Annotated in this window: 18 protein-coding genes and 1 pseudogene; 7 read left to right on the top strand and 12 right to left on the bottom strand. The window is 72.7% G+C overall.

All coding sequences use genetic code 11. The annotated features are described in order from the left end of the window. Positions 1 to 8 precede the first annotated feature (8 nt). Both LX83_RS01185 and LX83_RS01180 read right to left on the bottom strand, forming a co-directional pair. Complete coding sequence (locus LX83_RS01185; protein ID WP_253765993.1) at positions 9 to 875, bottom strand: carbohydrate ABC transporter permease; 867 nt, start codon at positions 873 to 875, stop codon at positions 9 to 11. A 15-nt stretch (positions 876 to 890) separates the two neighbouring features. Next, positions 891 to 1,811: an ABC transporter permease gene (locus tag LX83_RS01180; RefSeq protein WP_253765990.1), complete on the bottom strand. Its 921-nt coding sequence runs from the start codon at positions 1,809 to 1,811 to the stop codon at positions 891 to 893. 524 nt (positions 1,812 to 2,335) lie between these two features. Here LX83_RS01180 and LX83_RS01175 point away from each other — a divergent pair. Next, positions 2,336 to 4,693 (top strand): beta-xylosidase/alpha-l-arabinosidase, encoded by a 2,358-nt coding sequence (locus LX83_RS01175; protein WP_253765988.1) that lies wholly within the window; start codon positions 2,336 to 2,338, stop codon positions 4,691 to 4,693. A 52-nt stretch (positions 4,694 to 4,745) separates the two neighbouring features. Here the strand turns inward: LX83_RS01175 and LX83_RS01170 are convergent, their stop codons facing one another. After that, positions 4,746 to 5,444 carry a nitroreductase gene (locus tag LX83_RS01170; protein ID WP_253765986.1) on the bottom strand — a complete coding sequence of 233 codons (699 nt, stop codon included), beginning with the start codon at positions 5,442 to 5,444 and terminating at the stop codon, positions 4,746 to 4,748. Between the two features lie 93 nt (positions 5,445 to 5,537). Further along, positions 5,538 to 6,122, bottom strand: coding sequence for a TetR/AcrR family transcriptional regulator (locus tag LX83_RS01165; RefSeq protein ID WP_253765984.1), 585 nt, complete (start codon positions 6,120 to 6,122; stop codon positions 5,538 to 5,540). Positions 6,123 to 6,289: 167 nt separating this feature from the next. On the opposite strand from LX83_RS01165, the gene LX83_RS01160 reads away from it, so the two are divergent. From LX83_RS01160 to LX83_RS01145, 4 genes are all read left to right on the top strand, one after another. Beyond that, on the top strand, positions 6,290 to 7,540 hold the full coding sequence (locus LX83_RS01160) for a GNAT family N-acetyltransferase (RefSeq protein ID WP_253765982.1): 1,251 nt from the start codon (positions 6,290 to 6,292) through the stop codon (positions 7,538 to 7,540). 363 nt (positions 7,541 to 7,903) lie between these two features. After that, the gene (locus LX83_RS01155; protein WP_253765979.1) at positions 7,904 to 9,322 is read left to right on the top strand and encodes a (5-formylfuran-3-yl)methyl phosphate synthase; all 1,419 of its coding nucleotides are present in this window, start codon (positions 7,904 to 7,906) and stop codon (positions 9,320 to 9,322) included. 66 nt (positions 9,323 to 9,388) lie between these two features. Beyond that, entirely contained in the window at positions 9,389 to 10,441 is a 1,053-nt protein-coding gene (locus tag LX83_RS01150; protein WP_253765977.1) for a hypothetical protein, read from the top strand. Positions 10,442 to 10,513: 72 nt separating this feature from the next. Continuing rightward, the gene (locus tag LX83_RS01145; RefSeq protein ID WP_253765975.1) at positions 10,514 to 11,407 is read left to right on the top strand and encodes a carboxymuconolactone decarboxylase family protein; all 894 of its coding nucleotides are present in this window, start codon (positions 10,514 to 10,516) and stop codon (positions 11,405 to 11,407) included. Here the strand turns inward: LX83_RS01145 and LX83_RS01140 are convergent. Both LX83_RS01140 and LX83_RS01135 read right to left on the bottom strand, forming a co-directional pair. Continuing rightward, positions 11,404 to 12,582 carry an endonuclease/exonuclease/phosphatase family protein gene (locus LX83_RS01140; RefSeq protein ID WP_253765973.1) on the bottom strand — a complete coding sequence of 393 codons (1,179 nt, stop codon included), beginning with the start codon at positions 12,580 to 12,582 and terminating at the stop codon, positions 11,404 to 11,406. The two genes, LX83_RS01145 and LX83_RS01140, sit on opposite strands and share 4 nt — an antisense overlap. 154 nt (positions 12,583 to 12,736) lie before the next feature. Continuing rightward, complete coding sequence (locus tag LX83_RS01135) at positions 12,737 to 16,282, bottom strand: BTAD domain-containing putative transcriptional regulator (protein ID WP_253765971.1); 3,546 nt, start codon at positions 16,280 to 16,282, stop codon at positions 12,737 to 12,739. 417 nt (positions 16,283 to 16,699) lie between these two features. Here LX83_RS01135 and LX83_RS01130 point away from each other — a divergent pair, with 417 nt between their 5' ends. Then, positions 16,700 to 17,902, top strand: a complete 1,203-nt coding sequence (locus tag LX83_RS01130; RefSeq protein ID WP_253765969.1) for an FAD-dependent monooxygenase — start codon at positions 16,700 to 16,702, stop codon at positions 17,900 to 17,902. Positions 17,903 to 18,094: 192 nt separating this feature from the next. Further along, entirely contained in the window at positions 18,095 to 19,114 is a 1,020-nt protein-coding gene (locus tag LX83_RS01125) for a prenyltransferase/squalene oxidase repeat-containing protein (RefSeq protein WP_253765957.1), read from the top strand. Between the two features lie 66 nt (positions 19,115 to 19,180). Here the strand turns inward: LX83_RS01125 and LX83_RS01120 are convergent, their stop codons facing one another. From LX83_RS01120 to LX83_RS01095, 6 genes and pseudogenes are all read right to left on the bottom strand, one after another. After that, positions 19,181 to 19,564, bottom strand: a complete 384-nt coding sequence (locus LX83_RS01120) for a hypothetical protein (protein ID WP_253765955.1) — start codon at positions 19,562 to 19,564, stop codon at positions 19,181 to 19,183. Between the two features lie 173 nt (positions 19,565 to 19,737). Next, positions 19,738 to 20,568: pseudogene (locus LX83_RS01115) on the bottom strand (ECF transporter S component); the annotation flags it as partial. Further along, on the bottom strand, positions 20,565 to 22,166 hold the full coding sequence (locus tag LX83_RS01110) for an ABC transporter ATP-binding protein (RefSeq protein WP_253765953.1): 1,602 nt from the start codon (positions 22,164 to 22,166) through the stop codon (positions 20,565 to 20,567). The gene LX83_RS01110 and the pseudogene LX83_RS01115, both read right to left, overlap by 4 nt. Then, positions 22,163 to 23,287, bottom strand: a complete 1,125-nt coding sequence (locus LX83_RS01105) for an energy-coupling factor transporter transmembrane component T (RefSeq protein WP_253765951.1) — start codon at positions 23,285 to 23,287, stop codon at positions 22,163 to 22,165. The genes LX83_RS01110 and LX83_RS01105 overlap by 4 nt, the downstream gene beginning before the upstream one ends. Further along, a complete protein-coding gene (locus LX83_RS37585; protein WP_308203887.1) occupies positions 23,288 to 24,253 on the bottom strand; it encodes a flagellar biosynthesis protein FlhF in 966 nt (321 codons plus the stop codon). It lies immediately after the preceding gene. Continuing rightward, the gene (locus LX83_RS01095; protein ID WP_253765949.1) at positions 24,250 to 24,855 is read right to left on the bottom strand and encodes a flagellar hook-length control protein FliK; all 606 of its coding nucleotides are present in this window, start codon (positions 24,853 to 24,855) and stop codon (positions 24,250 to 24,252) included. Before LX83_RS01095 ends, LX83_RS37585 begins: the two co-directional genes overlap by 4 nt. Between the last annotated feature and the right edge of the window lies 1 nt (position 24,856).

Genomic DNA, 24,856 nt, shown 5'->3' with positions numbered 1-24,856 from the left:
CTCGACGCTCAGCCCTTGACCGCGCCGAGCATCACGCCCGACACGAAATGGCGCTGGACAAAGGGGTAAACACAAAGAATGGGCAGCACGGTGAGCACCATCGTGACGGCCTTGACGTTCGAGGCGATCTGGCTGATGTCGTCGCCACCACCGACCGAGGTCGCGGTCTCCGCCCCGGCGATCAGGTTGCGCAGGTACATGGTCACCGGGAACATCGACTTCTGGTCGAAGTACAGGAACGCGCCGAACCAGGAGTTCCAGTTCGCGACCGCGTAGAACAGCGCCATGGTGGCCAGGATCGCCTTGCTCAGCGGCAGCACGATCCGCAGCAGGACGCCGTAGGTCGTCAGCCCGTCGATCGCCGCCGCCTCTTCCAACTCGGTCGGCATGTTCTCGAAGAAGGTCTTCATCACCAGCAGGTTGAACACGCTGATCGCGTTGGGCAGCACCACGGCCCAGATGGTGTTCTTCAGGCCGAGTTCGGACACCAGCACGTAGTTGGGGATGAGCCCACCGTTGAAGAACATCGTGAAGACGACGAACCCGACGAAGAACTTCCGGCCGCGCAGGTGCTTCTTGGACAGCGCGTAGGCCATGCACGTGGTCAGCGCCAGCGATAACGCCGTGGCCACCACCGTGTAGACCACCGTGTTCCGGTAGTTCAGCCAGAACGTCGGATCACCCATGATGACCTTGTAGGTCTCCAGGTTGAAGCCGACCGGCAGCAGGTTCACCCGGCCCGAGCTGATCGCGGCCTCGTCGCTGAAGGACTGCGCCACGATGTTCACGAACGGGTAGAGCGTCAGGACCACGACCACCAGCAGCACGATGGTGTTGCAGACCTGGAAGATCCGGTAACCGGTGGAATTCCTCATCGGTTTGCGCAGCTCCTACCACAGACTCGAACCGGCGACCCGACGCGAGATCGCGTTCGCCGAGAAGACCATGACCAGCCCGACGACCGACTCGAACAGGCCGATCGCGGTGGCGTACGAGATGTTGTTCGACACGAGGCCAACCCGGTACAGGTACGTCGAGATGACGTCGCCGGTCTCGTACGTCAACGGGTTGTAGAGCAGGAAGACCTTTTCGAAGCCCACCGCGAGGAAGTTGCCGATGTTGAGGATCAGCAGGGTGATGATGGTCGGGGCGATGCCGGGCAGGGTGATGTGCCAGGTCTGCTGCCACCGGTTCGCCCCGTCGATCCGGGCCGACTCGTACAGGGTGTTGTCGATCTGGGTGAGGGCGGCGAGGTAGAGGATCGTGCCCCAGCCCGCGGTCTGCCAGACGTCCGAGGAGACGTAGATGGTGCGGAACCAGTCGGCGTCCTGGATGAAGTTCACCGTGCTGCCGGTCAACGCGCCGAGGATCTGGTTCACGGTGCCGTTGAGCGACACCATCTGCATGATCATCCCCACCACGATCACCACGGAGATGAAGTGCGGCAGGTAGGACACGGTCTGCACGAAGCTCTTGAACCGCCGGCTGCGCACCTCGTTGAGCAACAGCGCCAACACGATCGGAATGGGAAAGGTGAACAGCAGGGTCAGCGCGCCGAGCACGACCGTGTTCCGGAAGACCTGCCAGAACGTGGGGTCGTTGATGAACATCTCGAAGTAGCGCAGCCCAACCCACTGCTCACCGAAGATCGAGCCGCCTGGGATGAACCGCCGGAACGCGATGATGTTTCCCGCCATCGGCAGATAGCGAAAGATCACGAAGAACGCGACCGGCAGGAGCAGCAGCGAGTACAGCCGCCAGTCACGTCGAAGGTCCGCCCAGACGGGCCGCCGGCCTGACTGCCTTGCCATCTGCCCGCCTCCATTGGCTTAACCAGCGCCGAAAATTTCGCAAATACCTTCGACACTTAGTGGTGCGCACACCGTACGCAGACCTTTGTGGATCGTCAATACCCAGCCAAAACGTTGATGTCCAACGATGTGGGGGCGGATGTTTGGTGGCGCCCCACTCGGATCGGCCGTTGCGCTGGATGGTCTACTGTGGCCGGTCGCGACCCGCCAGGCCGGCGTGCGGTCGCACCGGACCCGTTTCCGGCCGTGCCGGGCAGGCGTGGGCCTGTCCCGCACCCGGTCGGCCCCGGCACGGTCGGCCCGCTCGTCGTGCGCGGTGGCCCGTGGGGGCGCCGCTGGGGCGCGGAGCGGTGGCGCAGACCCGGTGGGCGGGAGCCCGCGGGCTGGGCGCCGTCACCAGTTCGGCTCGGCCCCGTCCGGGGCGTACTTCCTTGACACCCCCTGATGACGGAGCTTAGTTTTCCCGGAAAAATCGCTGTGTATACCGAAATTTTCGCAACCCCGCGCGTGCCGATTGGCGGACGATGACCAGCAACCGCGTCACCCCGAGTCCTGCTGCCTCACACCCCTGGCAGAACACGTCACTGAGCCTGGACGAGCGCGTCGACGCCCTGCTCGCCCAGATGACGTTGGCGGAGAAGGTTTCCCAACTCGTCGGGCTGTGGGTGGGCGCAGGCGACGACGGCCAGGAGGTCGCCCCCTACCAACACGACATGTCCCAGCAGCCACCGGTCTGGGACGAGGTCATCAAGGACGGGCTCGGCCACCTCACCCGCCCGTTCGGCACCCGCCCGGTGGACCCCACCGTGGGCGCCAAGTCGCTGGCCGCGGCGCAGCGGCAGATCATGGCGGCCAACCGGTTCGGCATCCCGGCCATCGCGCACGAGGAGTGCCTCACCGGCTTCGCCGCCCACGGCGCCACCATCTACCCCACCCCGCTGGCCTGGGGCGCCAGCTTCGACCCCCAGCTGATCCACGAGATGGCCCGCCGCATCGGCACGGACATGCGCGCGGTGGGCACCCACCTCGGCCTGTCCCCGGTCCTCGACGTCACCCGCGACTACCGCTGGGGCCGCACCGAGGAAACCATCGGCGAGGACCCCTACCTGGTCGGCACCGTGGCCACCGCCTACGTGCGCGGCCTGCAGGCCGGGGGAGTGCACGCCACGCTCAAGCACTTCGCCGGCTACTCCGCGTCGCGGGCCGGCCGCAACCTCGCGCCGGTGTCCATGGGCCCGCAGGAACTCGCCGACGTCATCCTGCCGCCGTTCGAGATGGCGGTGGTGGAGGGCGGGGTCCGGTCGGTGATGGCCTCCTACAACGAGATCGACGGCGTCCCGGTCACCGCGGACCACGCCATGCTCACCACCCTGCTCCGCGACACCTGGGGCTTTGACGGCACGATCGTCTCCGACTACTTCGCCGTGGCCTTCCTGCAGAGCCTGCACCGGGTGGCCGCCACCGAGGGCGAGGCGGGCGCCCTGGCCCTGCGCGCCGGCATCGACGTCGAGCTGCCGAACCTGCACTGCTACGCCGAACCCCTGCTGGCCGAGCTGGCCGCCGGCCGGCTCGACATCGAGCACATCGACCAGGCGGTGCGCCGGGTGCTGCGGCAGAAGGGCGAACTCGGCCTGCTCGACCCGGACTGCGCGGCCGGCGAGTTCGACGCCGACACCCCGGTGGTGCTGGACTCACCGGAGAACCGCGCGGTCGCCAGGCGACTGGCCGAGGAGTCGATCGTGCTGGTCGCCAACAACGGCACGCTGCCGCTGGCCGCCGGAACCGCGGTCGCCCTGATCGGCCCGCGCGGCGCCGACCCGCACGCCATGCTGGGCTGCTACACGTTCCCCGCCCACGTCGGCCCGAAGTACCCGGAGCACGGCGACGGCGTGGAGATCCCCACCCTGGCCGAGGCGCTCGCCGCCCGGCTCGGCGCCGACCGGGTGACCGCGGTCGAGGGCTGCACGGTGGACGGGGACGGCACCGACGGCTTCGCCGCGGCGGTCGCCGCGGCCTCCAGGGCCGACGTCGCCGTGCTCGCCGTCGGCGACCGGGCCGGCCTGTTCGGCCGAGGCACCTCGGGCGAGGGCTGCGACGCCGTCGACCTCACCCTGCCCGGCCGCCAGGCCGACCTGGTCGAGGCGGTGCTGGACACCGGCACCCCGGTGGTGCTGGTGCTGCTCACCGGGCGGCCCTACGCGCTGGGCCGGTTCGCCGACCGGGCCGCCGCCGTGGTGCAGGCGTTCTTCCCCGGCCAGCAAGGCGGACCCGCGCTCGCGGACATCCTCACCGGTGCGGTCAACCCGTCCGGGCGGCTGCCGGTGAGCCTGCCGCGCACCGCCGGCGGCCAGCCGGGCACCTACCTGCGCCAGCCGCTGGCCGGGCCCACCAAGGTGTCCAACATCGACCCGACCCCGCTGTTCCCGTTCGGGCACGGCCTCGCCTACACCACGTTCACCTGGTCGGACGCGACCGTGCTCGGCGCCGCCGGCGGCGAGCTGCCCACCGACGGCAGCGTGACCGTCCGGGTCACCGTGCACAACACCGGCCAGCGGGACGGCACCGAGGTGGTCCAGCTCTACCTCGGCGACCTCGCGGCCCGCGTCACCCGACCGGTCACCCAGCTGATCGGCTACCAGCGGGTGGACGTGCCGGCCGGGCAGTCCCGCACGGTCGAACTCGACGTGCACGCCGACCTCACCTCGTTCGCCGACCGCGACGGCCGCCGCGTGGTCGAACCCGGTGCGATCGAACTCCGGCTGGCCGCCTCCAGCACCGACGTCCGGGCGGTGCTGCCGCTCACGCTCACCGGTGAACTCCGGCACGTCGACCACACCCGCACGCTGCGCTGCCACAGCCGGGTGCTGGACCGGTCGGCCTGACCTCCGGTGGCGCAGCTGGCCCGGCGGCCGGGATCGCCGGGCCACGGCCGTCCTAGTCGTGGAAGCGCGTGGTCTCGCTGAGCGCCGCGCGCGGTACCACGATGTTGCTGCGCGGCGAGGCGGGGTCGGCGTAGCCGAAGGAGATCCCGAACATCAGCTTGGCGTCGGTGATGCCCAGCGTCTCGCGGATCGTGTCGGCGTAGAAACCCAGCAGTCCCTGCGGGCAGCTGGCCACGCCGTGCGCCGTCATCGCCAGCAGCAGGGTCTGGGCGTACATGCCGACGTCGTTGGCCATGCGCGCCTCCGCGTTGGGCGGCATGAACAGCAGCGCGACGTGCGGAGCGCCGTAGAAGCGCAGGCTCTCCAGGTTGACCGCGGCACGCGCGGCGCGGTCGTCCCTGGCGATGCCCATGGCGCCGTACATGATCGCGCCGGCCGCGCTGCGACGCGCACTGTGCACACCGGTGTACATGCTGTCGTGGTAGGGGAAGTCCAGCGACAGGCGGTTCTGCTCGGCGGCGGCGAGCAGGTTGCGGCTCAGCCGGTCCCGCGCCGCCCCGCTGACCACCTCGACCTGCCACGGCTGGGTGTTGGAACTGGAGGGGGCCGCGCCGGCCAGGTCGAAGATCGCCCGCAGCGTGTCCGCCGGCACCGGGTCCGGGCGGAACGCGCGCACCGCGCGTCGGCCGCGGATCAGCCGCTCGGCGTACTCGGGCATGGCCTGCTCGGGCAGGTGGTCGGTGCTGGTCATGACGTGCTCCTCCGGGGGTCGAGGCGTGGCGGGACGCCGGACACGCCAGAGCGCGTGCCCGCCAGCGGGTGGGGACTGGTGCGGTGTGGCGGCCTACCGCCGCAGGTGTGACGCGATGACGCGCTCGGTCGTCTCGATCAGCACGGCGCGGGACTTCTCGACGGACAGGAACTGGGCCGTGGCGCTGGCGCCCTCCAGCAGCACCTGGAGGGCGTAGGCCAGGCCCTCGGGGTCGTCCACGGGCAGGTGCGCGACCAGTTCGGTCAGCCGGCGCAGGTACTCGGCCTTCAGCTCGTCGACCGCGGCGCGCACCGGGTGCGCCCGGTCGGGGAACTCGATCGCGGCGTTGGCGACCACGCAGCCGCGGTAGCCCGGCGTGCCCATCTCGGCCGCGACCCTGGCGATCACCTGGCGCAGCTGGGCCAGGTGATCGTCGGGGAACGCCTGCCGCGCCGCCTCGAACGACTCCAGGCCGGCCTCCGCCTGTGCCCTGAGGTAGGCGACCGCGAGGTCGTCCTTGGAGCCGAAGTTGCGGTACAGGTTCGGCTTGCCGACCCCGGAGGTCTCGGCGATCTCGGCCACGCCGACCGCGCGGATGCCGTCCCGGGAGAACAGCTCGCACGCGGCCCGCCACACCCGCTCGCCCGCTGGTGACCGCTTCGTGCCCGGCTCGGTCATGCGCCCGCCTCCCGCTGCTCCTCGGCTCGGCGGGCTGCCAGCCCCACCGGATCCACCGTGCGTACCGATCGGTACGCGAAGGACTGTACCGATCGGTACGCGGGGCGGTCCACCCTCCCCCGACAAAAGCGCTCGCCAGTTCGGGTGATGTGGACTACACAGGCGCGATGCCTGATCCCTTCCCGTTGCGTCCCGTCACCGAGGACGAGTTCCCCGCCTGGGCCCGGATGATCGCCGACACCTACGGCCTGGACCGGTCCGACAGCGAGGTGGCCAACCAGCGCGCCGCCACCGACCTGACGCGGACCATCGCCGCCGTCGACGGGGGCGGCCTGGTGGCGGGCGTGTCGGTCTACCCCCGTGCGCTCACCGTGCCCGGGGCGGTCCTGCCGGTGGCCGGTGTCGCGTCGGTGGGCGTGGCACCCACGCACCGCCGCCGAGGCATCCTCACCTCGATGATGCGCAGGCTGCTGACCGACCTGCACGAGCGCGGCCAGGAGCCCATCGCCGCGCTGCGCCCCACCGAGGCCGCGATCTACGGCCGCTACGGCTACGGCCTGGCCACCCGGGGCAACCAACTCCGCTGCGACCGACGGGCCATGCGGTTCCGGCCGGGCACGGACTTCGGTGATGGCGGCATCCGGCTGGTCGAGTCCGGGGCGGCCCGGCCGCTGCTGGCGCAGGTCTACGACCGGGTCAGGGCCAGCGCGGTCGGCTGGCCCGACCGGGACGCCACGCACTGGACCGTGCGCCTGTTCGACGAGCCGCACGCCCGAGACGGCGCCACCGCGCTGCGCTGCGCCGTGCACCACGACGCGGACGGCCAGGCGTCCGGGTACGCCCTCTACCGCCACCGGGCCGCGCAGGACGTGCTCGGCAACGACGCCAGCACCGTGCGGGTGCTGGAGCTGGCGGCGGCGTCCCGCCAGGCCCACGCCGCGCTGTGGCGCTTCCTCGCCGGAATCGACCTGGTGACCTGGATCGAGTACGAGGGGGCGGTGGACGATCCGCTGCCGCACCTGCTGGTGGAGCCCAGGGCGGCCCGCTCGTGCGTGCTCGACCGGCTGTGGGTCCGGCTGGTGGACGTCGGGCGCGCGCTGGCCGGGCGCCGCTACTCGATCCCGCTCGACCTGGTGCTGGACGTCGAGGACGACTTCTGCCCGTGGAACACCGGGCGCCACCGCCTGGTGGCCGACGGCGACGCCGTGCGCTGTGCGCGCACCACGGCCCCCGCCGACGTGCGGCTGACCTCGACCGAACTGGGCGCGGCCTTCCTGGGTGGCACCACCCTGGCGGAACTCGCCGCCGCGGGCCGGGTGGTGGAACTGCGGCCCGGTGCCCTGGCCCGGGCCAGCGCCGCCTTCCGCGGTGCCCGGGAGCCGCACTACCCGGGTGGCTGGGCCTTCCCGCTCTACTGACCCCGCCCGGTGTCCCAGGACGGCGCCAGGTGCTCTGTCACTCTTGTGGGTGACTTCAGTGTTGATCAAAAACAGACCGCCCTGCCCACCCCGGCCCTGCTGGCGGCGGGGCGCGTGCGCCCCGGTCCCACTTGTGTCCATATAGGACGGACGGGGTATCAGGCGCCGACCAGGACCAGACCCGCGCCAGCGGCGACATGCGGTCGGGGGAGGGCCTACCTATAGTCGAGACAGCGGAGGCGGTGGTGACCCTCGCGCGGGGTGCCGCCACACCGGGTGGGTGTGGCGGTGCCGGCCGGCCTGATCCGGTGATCGCCCCAGGTGTGCACGGCGGTGCGGCCGTGCGGAGAGGACGCGAGTCCCATGGTGGCTTCTGGACAGCATCGCGCCCGGCAGCACAACCGGAAGCTGCTGGTGAGCGTGTTCAACCCGCAGGAGGCGCGGGAGGCGGTCCTCGGCGGGGCGCGGATCGTGGACAGCGAGGACCCCAGGAGCGCGCTGGGCAACATCAAGCCCAGGCAGATCATGGCCGTGTCCGACGCGGTGCTGCACCAGCGGCGCGACCAGGAGGTGCAGCTGAGCACCAACATCGGTGAGGACCAACTGCTGTTCCGCCGGGCCGAGGACGGGCACGCGATCCAGAAGTCGCCCTACGAGATCGCGGGCAAGGCGGCGCAGGCCGCGCTGGGCGTGGCCGAGTCGATGGGGACGCGGGTGCACCCGTGCAACATCGTCAAGGTGGGGCTGGACGGGATGGAGATCCCGGTGTTGCGGGACGTGCTCGCCGAGGTGGTGGACACCCTCAACCGGAGCGAGCACCACTCGCACAGCCAGGTCATGTCCGTGTTGTTCGCGCAGGACCTCGGGTTGTGGGAGCAGCGGAGGAACAACCCGCTGGTCGTCCGGGAACTGGTGGCGCTGCGCGAGTTCACGCCCGTGGCGGCTGGCGCCGACCATGCCGAGGGCATCGACCTGCTGGACCACTGGACGTTCCTGGTCAGGGCGGACGGAACACCGTTCCCGCGGAAGCCGGACCTGGACGGGCTGCGCGCCGAGAACGTGTTGCCGGGCTACGCGGACACGACCCGGGTCAGGGTCAACGACCCGTTCCCGCACGCGGACTTCGGCCTGACCACGGCCAGGCGCACCGACCGCGAGGCGATCAGGAAGATGGTGGACGTGACCGCCGAGGCGGGTGCGGACGGCATCATGATCGACACCAGTGTGCTGTTCAAGGTGGCGCGGGTCGGCCTGGTCGACACGGCCGAGCCGGACCCGCGTCCGGCGTCCGGCCAGCCGGGCCCGGTCGACCTCAACCGGTTCGACATCACCGGCAGTGGGGCGGACACGTTGGTGCGCACCGGAATCCTGTCGGTCGAGGAGATCCGGTTCTTCGTGGACTACTGCCACCACCGCGGTGTGGAGGCCAACCTGGCCGGGTCGATGCAGAGCTACCAGGCGCAGCAGGTCTGGCGCCTGGTCGAGAAGACCGACCAGCTCTCCACCCGGGGCGGGGCGTCGGCGGTGCCGGTGGACCCGGCGAACCCGCGGCACGGTGCGGAATCCGCCGCGTCCCGCCGCGACCAGGTGATGAAGCGGGAGTTGGTGGCCGGGCTGGCCCCGCCGGAACAGGGCGGCTACGTGTGGCTGCCCGAGCGGATGCGGGACGTCGAGGGGGTGACCGACGCCGTTCACCGGCTGCGCCGGTCCTTTCCGGACATCAGCGCCGTGTACTGGGCGGACAGGTTCGGGAATCTGGAGCCGCACCAGGAGCGGCCCTGAGCGGCGCGCTCAACGGTCTCTTTCGGACGTCCACTTGGGACGTTGACGCACAGGAAGCGCACGGACATGTCGGCACCTTCGCCCAGCACCCCCGCCGGGACCGGCACCGAGACCGGCTTCCCGGTGCCCGGTCGGCCCATCATCCGGTTCACCTGGAACACCGGCGCGTGGCTGGACGTGTTCGACCGGCACGTCCAGCTGATCAAGTCCGATCTGGCCCGCGCGCACGCCGAAGGGCGCATCGTGGTGTACCTGAGCTGTCCGATCAGCTCCCGGGGCGGCGGGCACTTCGGGACGAACGTCGACATCGCCAACGACACGGCGCGGTGGCTCAGCCAGACGTGGGGTGAGCGCTTCTTCGTCCTCAACCCCACGGCCTACCAGTTGGAGTCCAAGGAGGGCACCGGGCTGATCAGCAGGCACCTGGAGGCGTTGCGCGGCACGTATCCCGGGTTGACCCTGGAGAAGCTGCTCGCGCTGGCCCGCCCGGCCGGCGGGGACTACATGCGGATGTGGTCCAGGGTGTTGATCGAGGACGACTACATCGCCGCGCGGCGGCGGCGTGGCCGCGACCTGGGTGGCGCCTTCGACGCCTACTACTTCCAGGGCCCCACCGACGTCCGGCGCTTCTTCGCGCACGCCAGCAGCGGACAGTCGCTCAGCGGCCAGATGGAGGAGTACTTCGCGCGCAAGTACACCACCAGCCGCGAGTTCTACCTCGACTTCGCCACGGCCGACACCGACCACGACCGCCAGCACCTGCTCGACCTCACCAGGGTGGAGGACGCGACCGCGTACGAGGCGCGGCGCAGGGCGTTCTTCACCTACTACAGCGTCCGCGCCAGTGCCGCGTTCAGCCTGGGCAGCCACGACGAGTGGAACACCCTGTTCCGCCTCAACCAGGCGCGCCGCGCCGACCCGGACTACGGCCCGGGCGAGGAGATCGCCGCGTTCTTCGACGGCCGGCAGCTCACCCTCGGCGACACCGAGCAGCCGACCGTGCCCGGGTACGGGAAAACCGGTGAACCCCCTGGGGTGCGGGCCGGTCGGGCCGAGGTCGCCTGGCCCTACGGGGCGGTCCCGGCGCCGGCGTCCCAGTCCGGTTCGGCGGGGGCGTGAGCGCACGGGCGGGCCCTGGCGCGATCCGACCGGACCGGGGACGCGCACGTGCCGATGCAGAAGGGGGTTCCGATGTCCGACGAACTCATCATGCCCAGCACCCCGCCCCGGGTGGCGCCGCTGCCCCGGCCGTTCATGGCGCCCGAGGTGGTCTCCGCGTTCGACCACAGCATCAACACCTGGGGCACTCCGAGCAACCTGTTCCGCACCATGGCCCACCACCCGGCCCTGGCCATGACCGAGGTGCAGTACGCGAACTCGGTCATCTTCGACTACGGGCCCTACACCTACGTGCCCAACCCCGACACCGCCCGCGGTGGCACGGTGCTCTACCCGCGCGCGGGTTTCGTCGACCGGGTCACCAAGGAGCTGGTGATCAACCTGGTCAGTCTGCTCAACCGCAGCAGGTACTCCATCACGCACCACACCTACATCGGCTACCACACGCTGGCCGCTGACCTGCCCGTGCCGGATGCGGCCGAGCGGCGCCGGCGGAGCGAGGCCATGCTGCTGCACCTGGTCGACGAGGACGGTGTCCCCACCTTCGAGGCCCCGCCCGGTCAGGACGATCCGGGACCGCTCTACACCGAGCTGCACCTGGCCTGTCTGCGGCTCGCCCTGGCCATCCGGGAGGACCCGCACGCGGTCAGCGACGAGCAGATCGCCGGGCTGCGCCAGCTGTTCTCCCGGCACGCACCCGACGCGATCGCCGCGCACGGGCTCGACCGCTACCCCAACACCGGCACACCGGAGTACCGGCACGCGTACACCACCAGCATGCTGGTCGAGATCACCTGGCTGATCACGCACTTCAACGGGCTGCTCAACACCTGGTTCACCGTGCTGCGCACCACGGACGAGAGCAGCCTGAGCGAGGACGGCGTCGAGTTCGTCGCGCGGTACAACCGGGACGTCCCGGCCTCGATCCGGCGCCGCAACAACGCGCTGCTCAGCCGGGCGCCCTAGAGGTCCAGGTCGATCCAGACCGCGGCGTGGTCGGAGGCGGCCTGCCTGGCGTGGGTGATCTCCGGGAAGATCTCCCAGGCCTGCGGGGGGTGGACGTTGCTGGGCCGCCCCCACAGGCCGCGGCGGAAGATCCCGCCCGCGGTGGTGAGTTCGGCGAGTTCGGGGGACAGGAGGATGTAGTCGATCCGCTCGGCTCGCCCGCAGGACTGGAAGGTGCCCGGTCTGGGCCCGGAGTCGAACACCGGCAGGCTCGCGGCGTCGGTCAGCGGGGTGCCGGGGCCGAGCAGCGGTTCCAGTGTCGGGTGCTGCGGCGGGTCGTCGGCGGTCGGGCCCTTGTTGAAGTCGCCGAGCACGGCGATGAACTCCGCGCCCTCGGCGCGCAGCTGGTCGTAGATCTGGCGGACGCGGGCGCTCTGCCTGCCGCGCAGCTCATCGGGGTCGCGGCCGGTGCGCATCTGGCTCTTGAGGTGGTTGAGCAGCAGGTGCAACTGCCGCCCGTCGGGCAGCCGCAGGTGGTAGACCGGGCAGTCCCGGCTGAACAGCGGGTCCGCCGGCGAGGCGGGGTCCGGGTCGTCGACGTGGCTGCGGACCGAGGCGATCTCGATGCCGGACCTGGTGAGCAGCCCGACGTCGATGCCGCGTGGATCGTTGCCGTCGACCAGCATCACGTGGGCGTAGCGGCGGTGCAGCAGATCGGTGTTGAACCGCGCCAGGGACGGCCGGTCCTCGGCTTCCACCACGCAGAGGATGTGCGGGGCGAGCTTGTTGATGACCTTGGCGGTCATCCGGGTGGCGGTCTCGTCCACCGGGGCGGTGATCAGGTCGACCCAGCCGATCCAGTCGGCGCGGCCCGAGGCGACGATCCGGGCGGGGCCGTCGTGGGGCTGCTTGAGGAAGTCACCGCGGTTCTCCCGCAGCAGCGCGAACGCGTTGGTCGGGTTCGGGTTGAGCACCAGGGGGACGCCGTCCCCGCCGACCAGGACTTTCAGCGTCGTCAGCGCCGTGAGCATCGCCTGCTTGTCGGCGTCGCTGTAGACGTCCTTGCCGGCCACGGAGTTGAACTCGCTGAAGGCGGCGAGCAGCGGGTTGCTGCCGTCCGGTGCCGGGCTCACGTCGAACGCCTTGGTTCGTGCGAACAGGTTCTCCACGTTGAAGGTGGCAAGCCGGACGGTCATGGCGACGCCCCCGATTCCTCGCGGCGGTCTGCGCGGCACCCTCAAGGAGAACACTGTTTCCGCTGGTCAGTGCGGTAGCGGCGACGGTGGTCGGGGTTATTCCACTCGAACGTGGTGGGCTTTCACCAGGTCGGTGCCGGCCGCGGGGCGCCGGTCACCACACCCGGCTCCGGGCGGCGTGGTGGTGGGTGGCGGGTGCGGGCGCCGGGTCGGGTTCCGCGTCGAGCAGGGCCAGCAGGCCGGTCATGCCGATGCGCCGCGCGGCTGTCCTGGCCTGCCGGAGCAGGTCCCTGGCCTGGTCGTGGTCGCCGTCGCCGTTCCTGGCCAGCAGCGCCTGGGCGAGCCGGTGCTGGGTGCGCGCGACCCAGGGCACCGCTCCCATGCGCCGGTGCTGCTCCAGCGCGGCCCGCAGGTGCGTCACCGCCTCGTCGAACTGGCCGGACACCGTGCGCAGCAGGCCCAGGTAGTGGTCGACGCTGCCGGAGAAGAACGCGCCGGTGGCCACCACCTGACCGGCGTAGGGCAGCAGCGCCCGGTGCAGCCGGGACGCGTGCGCGGGCACCCCCAGCACCGCGCAGGCCTCCGCCTGCGTGGCCAGGCACGGCAGCCAGGCGAGCGTGTCGGGGCGGTCGACGACGTCCCGCACCATCAGCGTGTTGAGCACCCGGTTCGCCTCGTCGTGCTGGCCGGTCTCGGCGAGCACCAGGGCCAGGTCCGGCCGCCAGTGCGCGGCCCTGCCGGCGAACTGGCGGACCCGCCACTCCAGTTCCTCCAGGCGGTGCCGGTCGCGCAGCAGCCGACCGCACAGGGTGGCCTGGTTGTAGGCCCGGTAGCGGGACTCGACCGGTGTGTCGTCGACCTGGTCGGGCTGCTCGGCGATGATCCGCTCGACCTCGGCGTAGCAGCCCCGCATCAGCAGCCGCATCACCCGCCAGCACCGGGCCAGCAGCAGGAAACCGGGCTGCCCCAGCCGCTGCGCGATCCGCTGGAACTCGTCGTACTCGGCGTCGGCCGCGGCCACCTCGCCCAGCTCCACCAGGGTGAGCATGCGGTAGTAGTGCGCCTTCATCCGGGCGCTCAGCGTGTCGCTGGCCCGTGCGACGGCGAGCAGTTCCGCCGACACCGCCAGCCGCTGCCTCGGGTTGTCCGGCCGCCACATCGCGCTGTGCAGGGCGTCCAGGGTCTGGCAGAGCGTGTGCTGGTCGCCGAGCCGGCGTGCCATGGCCACCGCCTGTCGCGCCAGCAGTTCCCGCCGGCTGACCTGGCCGGAGAAGTACAGCTGCACGGCCAGTCGCCCCAGCACCACGGCCCGCTCCGGCGAGTCCTCCGGGCCCAGCGCGCGCAGTGCCTCCTCCAGCAGCGCCACCGAGTCCTGGTCGACCGAGCCGAACTCCCGCCAGGCGCCCCAGAGTTCACCGGCGGAGCAGGCCAGGGCCGCGGCGGCCAGCCGGGCGCGGTCGCCCTCGGTGCGGGCGATGTGGGCCGCGGCGAAGGCCGCCTGTCTGGCCTGCTCCACCAGTCCGGCGCACTGGCGCGCCTCGGCCGAGCACAGCAGCAGGTCGCACCGGACGGCCGGGGCGGTGGCGGTGGCCGGCACGGCGGCCAGCGCCCGGTCGATCAGGTCGACGGCCTCCCGGTGGGCGGACCGGTGCAGGGCGTTGCGCGCGGCCCGCAGCGCCCACTCGGCCGCCTTGTCCGTGCAGCCGCCGGCGGGAACACCGGCGAGGAAGTGGAAGGCCAGTTCGCTGGCCAGCACGGGCCGGCCCGGCTGGGTGGGGTGTTCCAGCGCCCGGCCGACGGCGGCGTGCAGCCGGCTGCGCCGGGAAGCGCTGAGCGCGCTGGTCAGCGCTTCCCGGACCAGGGCGTGCGCGAACCGGAAGCGGCCGGGTTCCGGTTCGGTGAGCAGCCGGGCGGCCAGCGCCGCCTCCACCGCGTCCAGGGTGCGGGCCGCACCGAGCCCACCCACCTGTTCGACCACGTCCAGGCTGAACTCCTGGCCGGCGACGGCGCCCACGGTGAGCAGCGCGACCGCGTCCGGTCCCAGCCGGGCGGCCCGGGCGGTGATCACCTCGCGCACCTCGGTGGGCACGGCGGTGCCGGCCAGCGCCCTGAGCGTGTCCTCGGCCGGGGCGTCCGCGCTGACCCAGCGCAGCAGCTGGGTGAGGAACAGGGGGTTGCCGCTGGTGCGCTCGCTGACGGCCGCCGCGAGTTCCGCCGTGGTGGGCGTGTCCAGGGTGCGGGCGATCCAGTGCTCGATCTCGGTGGTGTTCAGCCCGGTGAGGCTGAGCCGGTCGACGGTGGGGCGCCCGGCGAGCGCGGCCAGTGTGCGGGCCAGCGGCTCGTCAGCGGCCACGTCGGTGTCCCGGTAGGTGGCCAGCACCAGGATCGGGGCCCGATCCAGGTGGGTGACCAGCATCTCGGCCAGGCGCAGGCTGGCCGCGTCGGCCCAGTGCACGTCGTCCAGCACGACCAGCACGGGCCGGGCGTGGCTGAGCCGGACCAGGAAGTGGATGATCGAGTTGTACTGTCGGAACACCCGGGTGCGTGGCTCCTCCGCGGCGGGTGCGGGCAGGTCCGGCAGCCGCTGGGCCAGTTCCGGCACCACCGACACCAGGTGCGGGCCGTCCGCGCCGGCCGCGGCCCGCACCTCGGCTTCCGGCAGGGTGCTGACCAGGCCGTGCAGCACCTCGGCCCACGGCCACAGCTCCGGTGCGCCGCCCTGCTGGCAGCACCCCCACGCCGAGGTGGCCTCCGGCGCCCTGGCCCCCCAGGTGGCGGCCAGCCGGGTCTTGCCGATGCCGGCCTCGCCGGCCAGGAACACCAGCCGACCGGCCCCGGCCCGCACCCCGGCCCACACTTCGTCCAAAGTGGTCAGTTCGGTGTCCCGCCCGACGAACAGCGGGTCCTCCGCCGAGGGCGCGGTGGTGACGCTGTCCAGTTCCAGGTCCGGGTCCTGGCGCAGGATCGCCGCCTCGACGCGCCGCAGCCCCGGCCCCGGGTCGATGCCCAGTTCGGTCACCAGCCGGTCGCGGCCCTGACGGGCCACGGCCAGCGCGTCGGACTGCCGGCCGCACCGGTACAGCGCGACCATGAGCTGTTCGCGCAGGCGTTCCCGCAGCGGGTGCTCGGTCACCAGCCCGCTCAGCTCCGCGGCGAGTTCGGCGTGCTCGCCCAGGGCCAGTTTGGCGTCGGCCAGTTCCTCCACCGCGGTCATCCGCAACTCGTCCAGCCGCTGGATCTCGGCCAGGGCGAAGGGTTCGTCGGCGAACTCGGCCAGCGGCGCGCCCCGCCACATCCCGAGGGCCTGTTCCAGGATCTCGCGCGCCCGGCCCGGCCGGTTGGCCCTGGCCTCCGCCCGCCCCCGGTCGACCAGGGCGGCGAAGCGGGTGGCGTCCACCTCGTCCGGGCCGACCCGCAGCAGGTAGCCCGGTGGGGCGCTGACCAGGATGGCGGCCGGTGTGCGCGGTGGCCGGTCCGGTTCCAGTGCGGCGCGCAGGTTGGACACGTACACCTGCAGGGTGGTGGCCGCGCCCGCGGGAGGGGTGCCGGCCCAGAGCCGGTCGATGAGTCCGTCGGCCGGAACCACGTGGTTGGCGTTGAGCAGCAACAGGGTCAGCAGGCACCGCTGCCGGTGGCCACCCAGCCGCACCGGCACTTCGTCGCGGACCACGTCGACCGGGCCCAGTATCCGGTAGTCCACACCACGCCCACAGCACACCGACGACACCAGCGTCGGACCCGGAATTGCCGGATACCGCCATGACACAACACGACCGGGGCAACGTCAACCGCTGCGCACCTGGCGGAGTGCCGGTCCGCGCGGGGGATTCCGGTCTGCGGGCGGGGATTCCGCGAGCCGGGCCGGGTCCTGGTGATCACCGACTCCGGGGCAGCCGATCGACCGTCCTGTGTGGACAAGAAGAGGCGGGCCCGCCCGGTCGTCCGAGGCGCCGGGGTGGGGCGCGTCGGCTGAACGGTGGACGACACCACCGCGCCGGCTGACAGCACCGCCGCCGGCCTGGTTGAGTGGGGTGGGATCGGCCAGAACGCCCGTCTTCCGCACCGGCCTCGACCACCTGTGGCCGGCGGAGGGGCAACCGGAGGGAGAACGATGTCGGTGCGCGTGCGTGTCGCGGTCGTGGGTGCTGGCATTGGTGGTTTGCTCACCGCCATCGTGCTGCGCCGCAACGGGGTCGGCGTCACCGTGTACGAGCAGGCGCCCGAACTGACCGAGATCGGCGCGGGTCTCGCGATCGGCGCGAACGGCAGCCGCCTGCTCCGCCGGTTGGGTCTGCTGGAGTCGCTGGCCGAGGTCGCGGTCCGGCCCGTGCGCATCCAGTTCCACCGCTGGCACAGTGGCGAGGTCTTCTGCGCCCACCCGATGGGTGACGCCTACGACCGGATGTTCGGCGCGCCCTTCCACACCGTGCACCGCGCCGATGTGCAGCGCGTCCTCGCTGGCGCGTACCTGGGCGAGGGCGGCGTCCTCGAACTGGGCCGCAAGTGCGTCGGGGTGACCGAGGACGCGGGTGGCGTGGAGCTGGTCTTCGCCGACGGCTCCCGCGTCGAGGCGGACGTGGTGGTCGGCGCGGACGGCGTGCACTCGGTGGTCCGGGACGCGGTGGCCGGGCCGGACCGCCCGGTGTTCTCCGGCACCAGCGGCTACCGCGGCCTGGTGCCGGTGGACCGGCTGAGGTCCGTGCCCGAGTTGGGGTTCGAGCCGGACCGGCCCGCGCTGTGGCTGTTCCCCGGGCCGGGGCGGCACCTGATCTCCTACCCGGTCAGCGGCGGCCGGCTGGTCAACTTCCTCGCGGTCGTCCCGGACACCGACTGGACGCTGGAGTCGTGGGTCGCGCGCGGCGAGGTGGCCGAGGCGGTCGCCGCGTTCGACGGCTGGAACCCGGTGGTGCGTGCCCTGCTGGGCGGGGTCGATGCGATCTCCCGCTGGGCGCTGTACGACCGCGAGCCGTTCCAGCGGTGGAGCAGCGCCCGGATGGTCCTGCTCGGCGACGCCGCCCACCCGATGCTCCCGCACCAGGGCCAGGGCGCCAACCAGGCGATCGAGGACGCCGTCGTGCTCGCCGCGTGCCTCACCGGCGCGGGCCCGGACCGGGTGGCCGCGGCGCTGCACCGGTACGAGACCGTGCGGCGGCCCCGCACCCGCCAGCTCCAGTTGGCCTCCCGCCGCAACCGCGAGTGCTTCCAGGCACCCGACGGCCCGGCGGCGCAGGCACGCGACGCCCGACTGCGCCAGCTGCCCGAGGACCTCGCCTGGATCCACGCCCACGACGTGCGCGACGACGTGGACAAGGTCAGCTGAGGGGGTAGCCGGGAGGCCCGGCGGCTGACAAGCTTGACGCGCCAACCGAATACGCGCGGTCGCGGGGGAAGTCCGGTGGGAATCCGGCGCTGACCCGCAACGGTGTGCCACCGCCGAGGTGGCGAGCCCGGTCGCCCGCTCCGCGCCGACTCCCCACTCCTGTCGTGGCTCGCGGGAAAGAGGTCACCGTCCATGAGACGTCGCGTGCTAGCCGTCCTCGCACTGCTGTGCGGGCTCACCCTGATCATCCCCGGTACCGCGTCCGCCGAGGTGGCGACGCACAACCGCGCGGCGGCCGCCGCCGGCTGGCTGGCCCGCCAGATGACCGACGGCGAGCGCTTCGAGGCCGACTTCGGCGGGCAGCGCTACCCCGACCAGGGGCTGACCATCGACGCCGTGCTCGCGTTCGCCGCCGCCGGCGCCGCCGACGACTACGCCGACCGCGCCATCGCGTGGCTGGCCCAACCCGCCATCGCCACCGGCTACCTGGGCTCGGGCGGTGAGGCGTACGCCGGTGCGCACGCCAAGCTGTTGCTGGCCGCGGAAATCGCGGGGCTCGACCCGACCTCGTTCGGCGGTGTCGACCTGCGCGCCGGGCTGCTGGCGTTGCTCACCCCGTCCGGCCGGTTCTCCGACGTCTCGGCGTTCGGCGACTACAGCAACGCGTTCAGCCAGTCGCTGGCGCTGCTCGCGCTCGACCGCACCGCGGCCGGCGCGCCGACGGCCGCGGTGGACTTCCTGGTGGGCACGCAGTGCCCGGACGGCGGTTTCCCGCTCGCCCTCGCCGCCACGACGTGCGTGAGCGACGTGGACTCCACCGCGATGGTCAGCCAGGCGCTGCAGGCGGTTGGCCGCGCGGTGCCGGCCCAGCAGGGCCTGGACTGGCTGGTGAGCGTGCAGCAGGCCAACGGTGGCTTCGGGGTCGGGAGCAACGCCCCCAACGCCAACAGCACGGGCCTGGCCGCGCAGGCGCTCAAGGCCGGCGGTCGCCTGGTCGCGGCGCACAGCGCCAAGCAGTTCCTCAAGGGTCTCCAGGTCGGCTGCGCCGGCCCGGCCGAGCAGCGCGGCGCAGTGGCCCACCAGGCCACCGGATTCGACCCGGCCACCGCGACCAGGGCCACCGCCCAGGCGGTCCTGGGCCTGGCCGGGGTGGGGCTGGCGGACCTGCACAGCGGCGGCCAGGCGGAGGCACCGGTACTGGCCTGCGCCTGACCGCCGCGCCTCATCCGACGACCCGGCGGGCCGAGCACCACCCGGCCCGCCGGACCAGGACCGCGGTCAGCAGGGGACGCTGCTGCCGTTGCCGGTCAGGTGGTCGTCGTAGACCCACCCCGTGACGCCGGTTCGCGGTTCGGTCACGAAGGTCCAGGTGTTGGAGTAGCTGTTCGACACGTAGCACCAGTAGTCCAGTGCGGTCCCCGCGCCGGCGTAGAGCAGCGGCGGGTCGCAGTCCCCGTAGGGGCCGCGACGGATCGGGGCGTTGTGCCCCGACTTCACCGCGCCCACGGTGGTGTCCTTGTTGGACGGCGACCTGGGCGCGCTGGAGCAGGCGAGCACACCGACGTCACCGGGTTGGGTCGTCGGCGCCGCCGAGGCGGCCGGGGCCGCGGCCAGCAGCGCGAGGCCCACCACGGCGGTGATCGACAGCAGCGGTCGTTTCACGAATCCCCCTGGTAGTTGGAGCGTTGCCCACGAATGGGCTGACCCACCTCATGCTGCCGGGCGTTCGCCGTCCTGTCGTTGACCGTGCGAGCCATGCCGTTTCCCGTGCGCGCACAAGTCGGCGCGTCCGCTCCCCTTCTCGGCCGGGCGCTGCGCGCGGACGCCGGCCCGGCGTCGCCGAACGTGGGCAGCAGCCCGTGCGACGCCCTGCGGGCGGCCCGGCGCAGTGTCGCGAGCACGGCGGGCCCCAGCACGAGGATCGCCGCGGTGTTGGTGATCGCCCGTCCGGTGTCCCAGCCCGCGGTGGAGGTCAGCAGGGTGAACACGGCGAACCGCCGCAGGTTGTCCAGCACGGGCGCGCCGGGCACGTAGGAGATGTGGCCGTCGTGGTAGTCGACCTCCGCGCCGGTGATGAACGGCCAGAACCACAGGTTCATCAGGAAACCGAACAGGTAGGCCACGACGATGCCGTAGCCGACGAGCATGGCGATCTCGGCCTTGCCGGTCACCCGGCGCGGGAGCAGGCCCGCACCCATGCCGATCCACGCCGAGGACAGCATCTGGAACGGCAGCCAGGGGCCGACCCCCGCGGTCAGCAGCGCCGAGGCGAACAGCGACGTGCAGCCGAGCACGAAGCCGAAGCCGGCGCCGAACACCCGCCCGGCGAGCACCAGCAGGAAGAACACGGTTTCGATGCCGGCCACACCCGCGCCGAGCGGGCGCAGCGCGGCGTTGACCGCCGACAGCACGCCGAGCAGGGCCAGCGCCTTGGCGTCCATGCCGCCCTCGGACAGCTCGGCCAGCACGATGAGGATCAGCACGGGCAGGATGGCGACGAAGACGAACGGCGCGTCCGGGCCGTGCTGCATGGACTGCGGCTCCACGCGCACCAGCAGCGGCCAGACGAACATCATCAACCCGGCCAGCGAGGCGAACGCCAGCACCAGGGCCGAGCGCGGGCCGAGCCGCACCACCCGGCCGGAACCGCCCCGGGCGCGGCTCACCGCGCCACCTCCGCCAGGGCGGTGCGCACGTCCTCGACGGTGAGCCAGTCGGCGCCGAGGACCTTGGCGACCTGCGGGGCGAACGCGGGGGAGCCGCCGAGCACCTCGGCGGTCGGGCCGTCGGAGACGACCTCGCCCTCGGCCATCACCACGACCCGGTCGGCCACGGCCGCGACGAACTCCACGTCGTGGGTGGCCACCACGACCGCCCTGCCCTCACCGGTCAGCGTGCGGATCATCCCGGCCAGCGCGTGCTTCGCGGTGTAGTCCAGGCCCCTGGTGGGCTCGTCGAGCAGCACGACGCGCGGCGCCGCGGCCAGCTGCACGGCCAACACCAGGGCGAGCCGCTGCCCCTCGGACAGGTCGCGCGGGTGGCGGGCGGGGTCGATGCCGGGCGCGAGCCGGTCCAGCAGCGTCCGGCAGGTGCCGGTCGCAGCGCCGGACTCGGCGTCGGCGGCGGCGCACTCGTCGGCGACGGTTTCCAGGTAGAGCAGGTCGCTCGCGGTCTGCGGCACCAGGCCGACCAGCGTGCGCGCCTGCGCGCTGGACCGCTGCCCGGGGTCGACGCCGCCGACCCGCACGGTGCCGCCCTGCCTCGGCCCCGACCCCTGCAACGCCCACAGCAGCGAGGACTTGCCCGAGCCGTTGCGGCCCATCAGCGCGAGCACCGTGCCCGCGTGCAGGTCGAGGTCCACCCCGCGCACCGCCACGGTCGCCCCGTAGCGCACCACCACGTCCGAACTGGTGAGCAGGGTCTCGCCGGTCGGGACCGGCCGGGGCGGCGGCGCACCGAGGTCCGCGCGCAGCCCGGCGGCCAGGCGGCGGGCGTCGCGCACCGACAGCGGCAGCGGCTCCCACCCGGCCAGGCGGCCCAGCTCCACGATCGGTGGGGCGACGGGCATGTCCCGCAGCATCGCCGAGGGGCTGCCGTCGACCACCCGACCGCCGCCGGCCACGTACACCACCCGGTCCGCGAACGGCACCACCCGCTCCATGCGGTGCTCGGCCATCAGCACGGTGGTGCCGAGGTCCTGCACCAGGCGGGCCAGCGTGGCCAGCACGTCCTCGGCCGCGGTGGGGTCCAGCGCGGAGGTCGGCTCGTCGAGCACCAGCACCCGGGGGTGCGTGGTCAGCACCGACCCGATGGCCACCCGCTGCTGCTGGCCCCCGGACAGCCCGCGCAGCGCGCGGCGGCGCAGGTCGGCGATGCCCAGCAGGTCCAGCGTCTCCTCCACCCGCCTGCGCATCACCTGCGGCGGCAGCCCCAGCTGCTCCATGCCGTAGGCGAGTTCCTCCTCCACGGTGTCGGTGACGAACCCGGCCAGCGGATCCTGCCCGACCACGCCGACCAGGTGGGCGAACTCGCGCGGCGGCCGGGACCGGGTCAGCACGCCGGCCACGGCCACGGCACCGTCGAGGTGGCCGCCGGTGAAGTGCGGCACCAGCCCGTTGACCGTGCCGAGCAGGGTCGACTTGCCCGCGCCGGTCCGGCCGGCGACCAGCACCAGCTCGCCCTCGCCGATGGACAGGTTCACGTCGGACAGCACCGGCTCGGGCTGGCCGTGGTACCAGAAGGTGACCTGCCTCAGCTCGATCACGCGGACACCTCCTCGGCGTCGTGGCCCGCGCCGGCGTGCGGCGGCGCGGGCGGCGGGGACAACCACGCCGGCAGCACGCCGAGCAGCACACCGACCAGCGGTGGCCACGACAGCGCCGGCCAGGACAACGTCAGCAGCGACGGGTTGAGGTTTGTCGGGTCCACAGTGGACGTCGCGAACAGCGTCACCGCCACGCCGACGCCGCTGAGCACGACCACCACCTCCGGCGGGCGCCAGCGGTCCGGCCGGTACCGGGTGCGCTGGACCCGGCGGCCCGCCAGGTGGAAGCCGAGCAGGCCGACCACCACGCCGAGGACGAGCACCGGCCCGGCGAGCAGGCGGGGCGTGGAGCCGTCCAGCGTGGCGTACCCGCCCACGCACACCCCGATCAGGCCGAGCACCATCAGCACCCCGGTCGCCACCCGCTGGCGCGGCCGGACCAGGGCCGCGCGCCCGTAGCCCCGGGAGTCCATCGACGCGGCCAGCCGCAGCGACCGGTCCAGGGCGTCCTCCAGCACCGGGATCACGATCGCGTGCAGTGCCCGCAGCCGCCTGTGGTTCGCGCCGCCGCGCAGCTTCCGCGCCCGCCGCACCCGCAGCACGCTCTCGGCCAGCTGCGGGAACACCGACAGCGCCACCACCACCGCGGTGCCCATCTCGTACAGCGCCGGCGGCATCGCCTTGAGCAGCCGCTTGGGGTTGGCCAGCGCGTTGGCCGCGCCCAGGCAGACCACCACCGCCGCCAGCCGCAGCCCGTCGTAGAGCCCACCCAGCAGCGACTCGGCCGACACCGCGCCGAACAGCCGGATGCCCGCCGCCCACGCGGGCAGCGGGATCTCGGGCAGCCGCAACAGGATCGTCGTCCCCTCGGCGCCGCCGAACACCAGCCGGAAGAACACCCGCAGGCACACGATGCACCCGGCCAGGTACAGGTACATCCGGAACGCCAGCGCCCACGGCGCCGCGCCGCGGCGGGCGGCCACCACGTAACCGGCCACCGCGATGATGGTCAGCAGCAGCCACGGGTTGGTGGTGCGGCTGGCCGCCACCGCCAACCCCAGTGCCCACAGCCACCACGCCGCCGGGTGCAGGTCGCGCGGCAGGAAGTACGTGGCGCGCACCTACGAGTCCCGCGCCCGCCCGCGTCGGCGTGCCGTCAGCAGCGCCGCCACCACCAGCAGCACCACCAGACCGGCCGCCGCCCACGGCGCGTACCGGCTGGCCCCGGACTGCTGCCTGAGCACCTCGTTGACGTCCGGGGCGTTCTCGCCGCCGGCGAAGGCGACGTTGTGGTCCGGGTCGGGTGCCGGCGCGGGGGTGCCCGCGCTCGGGCGGGGTTTCGGCGGCGGCAGGGCCGCCGGGTCGGCGCCGGACGCGGTGGCCGGGCCGGGCGTGTCCGGAGCCGCGGTGCCTCCCGGCGGCGGCTGCTGCCGCTGCGCGCTGTTCTGCTCCGCCGGGTTGGGCCGGACGTCGCCCTGCTGCTCGTTCGGGTTGGTGGAGCTGGGCCTGCCCTCGTCGGACGAGCCACCGCACGGCTGCCCCTCGGTGCCTGGCCGCACCGCGGCGATGCGCGGCGCCGGGTTGGTGTCGGCGGTGGCGTTGAGCGAGAACGACCAGCCCTCGAAGCCGCCCTGGATGAAGGCGCGGTTCTTCAGGCCCCACTGGCTGTACTCCCACGCGCAGCCGTTGGCGGCGTGCCAGTACGACCAGTACCCGCTGGCCGGCGGTGTGTCCACACAGGACTCCCGGTAGTCGGTGTCGCCCTCGATCGGGATCTCCTCCACGGCGGACGGCCGGTTCTCGATGCGGCAGACGAACCCCTCGCCCCACCGCTGCGTTCCGGCGAGCTGGAAACCCGCGCCCTTGAGCGCGTCCAGGCCGGTGCCGCTGGTGGCCTGCGGGTTGCAGCGCACCAGCGTGGTTCCGCCCAGCTGCTGGAAGTCGACCACCACGGTGACCCCGGTGTCCGACGTGCAGAACCCGGGTCGTCCCCTGCTCTGGTCGACGGCGTGCGCGTGCGGCGCGGTGGCGGCCACCACCAGGACCGCCGCCACCACGCCGAGCGCGCGGCGCGGGCCGGCGGTCACCGGGCCGTCAGCGCCGCGCCCACGGCCGGGTTCCTCGGTGTCACACCGGGCGCCGGGTTGCTGCCGGCGGTGGCGTTGAGCGAGAACGACCAGCCCTCGAAGCCGCCGGGCGTCACGGTGCGGTTGAGCGCGCCGTAGCTGCTGTAGGTCCACGTGGTGCCCGAGCCGTCGGCGTGCCAGTACGACCAGTACGCGTCGGCCGGCGGGGTGACCACGCAGGCTTCCCGGTAGCTCGGGTTGGCGGCGCGCGGAATGGTCTCGGTGGCGGCGGGCCGGTTCTCCAGCCGGCACACGAAACCCAGACCCCACTGCGCGGTGCCGGCCACCGCGATGCCGGCGTCCTGCAGTGCGGCGATGCCGGTGCGGGCGGCGCCCGGGTTGGGGTTGGGGGAGCAGCGGGTGATGGTCGGTGCGGCCACCCCGCCGTTGCCGTCCAGCTCCTGGAAGTCGATGACGACGGTGACGCCGGTCAGCGCGTCCCCGCCGGTGCAGATGCCGTCGTAGCCCTTGGTCGGGTCGACGGCTCCGGCCTGCGCGGCCGTGGCCACGGCGGCGGTCAGCGTCACCGCCAGGGCCGACAGGACGGACAGGACTCGTCTCACG

Origin of the sequence: Goodfellowiella coeruleoviolacea, assembly GCF_024171785.1 — a bacterium.
Taxonomy (GTDB): Bacteria; Actinomycetota; Actinomycetes; order Mycobacteriales; family Pseudonocardiaceae; genus Goodfellowiella; species Goodfellowiella coeruleoviolacea.
The sequence above is the reverse complement of the archived record's forward strand: the minus strand, read 5'-3'. Positions and strand labels throughout refer to the sequence as shown.

Bases quoted from the DNA above. Each gene is read 5' to 3' on its own strand.
- LX83_RS01185 (WP_253765993.1), bottom strand. From the start codon at position 875: ATGAGGAATTCCACCGGTTACCGGATCTTCCAGGTCTGCAACACCATC.
- LX83_RS01180 (WP_253765990.1), bottom strand. From the start codon at position 1,811: ATGGCAAGGCAGTCAGGCCGGCGGCCCGTCTGGGCGGACCTTCGACGT.
- LX83_RS01175 (WP_253765988.1), top strand. From the start codon at position 2,336: ATGACCAGCAACCGCGTCACCCCGAGTCCTGCTGCCTCACACCCCTGG.
- LX83_RS01170 (WP_253765986.1), bottom strand. From the start codon at position 5,444: ATGACCAGCACCGACCACCTGCCCGAGCAGGCCATGCCCGAGTACGCC.
- LX83_RS01165 (WP_253765984.1), bottom strand. From the start codon at position 6,122: ATGACCGAGCCGGGCACGAAGCGGTCACCAGCGGGCGAGCGGGTGTGG.
- LX83_RS01160 (WP_253765982.1), top strand. From the start codon at position 6,290: ATGCCTGATCCCTTCCCGTTGCGTCCCGTCACCGAGGACGAGTTCCCC.
- LX83_RS01155 (WP_253765979.1), top strand. From the start codon at position 7,904: ATGGTGGCTTCTGGACAGCATCGCGCCCGGCAGCACAACCGGAAGCTG.
- LX83_RS01150 (WP_253765977.1), top strand. From the start codon at position 9,389: ATGTCGGCACCTTCGCCCAGCACCCCCGCCGGGACCGGCACCGAGACC.
- LX83_RS01145 (WP_253765975.1), top strand. From the start codon at position 10,514: ATGTCCGACGAACTCATCATGCCCAGCACCCCGCCCCGGGTGGCGCCG.
- LX83_RS01140 (WP_253765973.1), bottom strand. From the start codon at position 12,582: ATGACCGTCCGGCTTGCCACCTTCAACGTGGAGAACCTGTTCGCACGA.
- LX83_RS01125 (WP_253765957.1), top strand. From the start codon at position 18,095: ATGAGACGTCGCGTGCTAGCCGTCCTCGCACTGCTGTGCGGGCTCACC.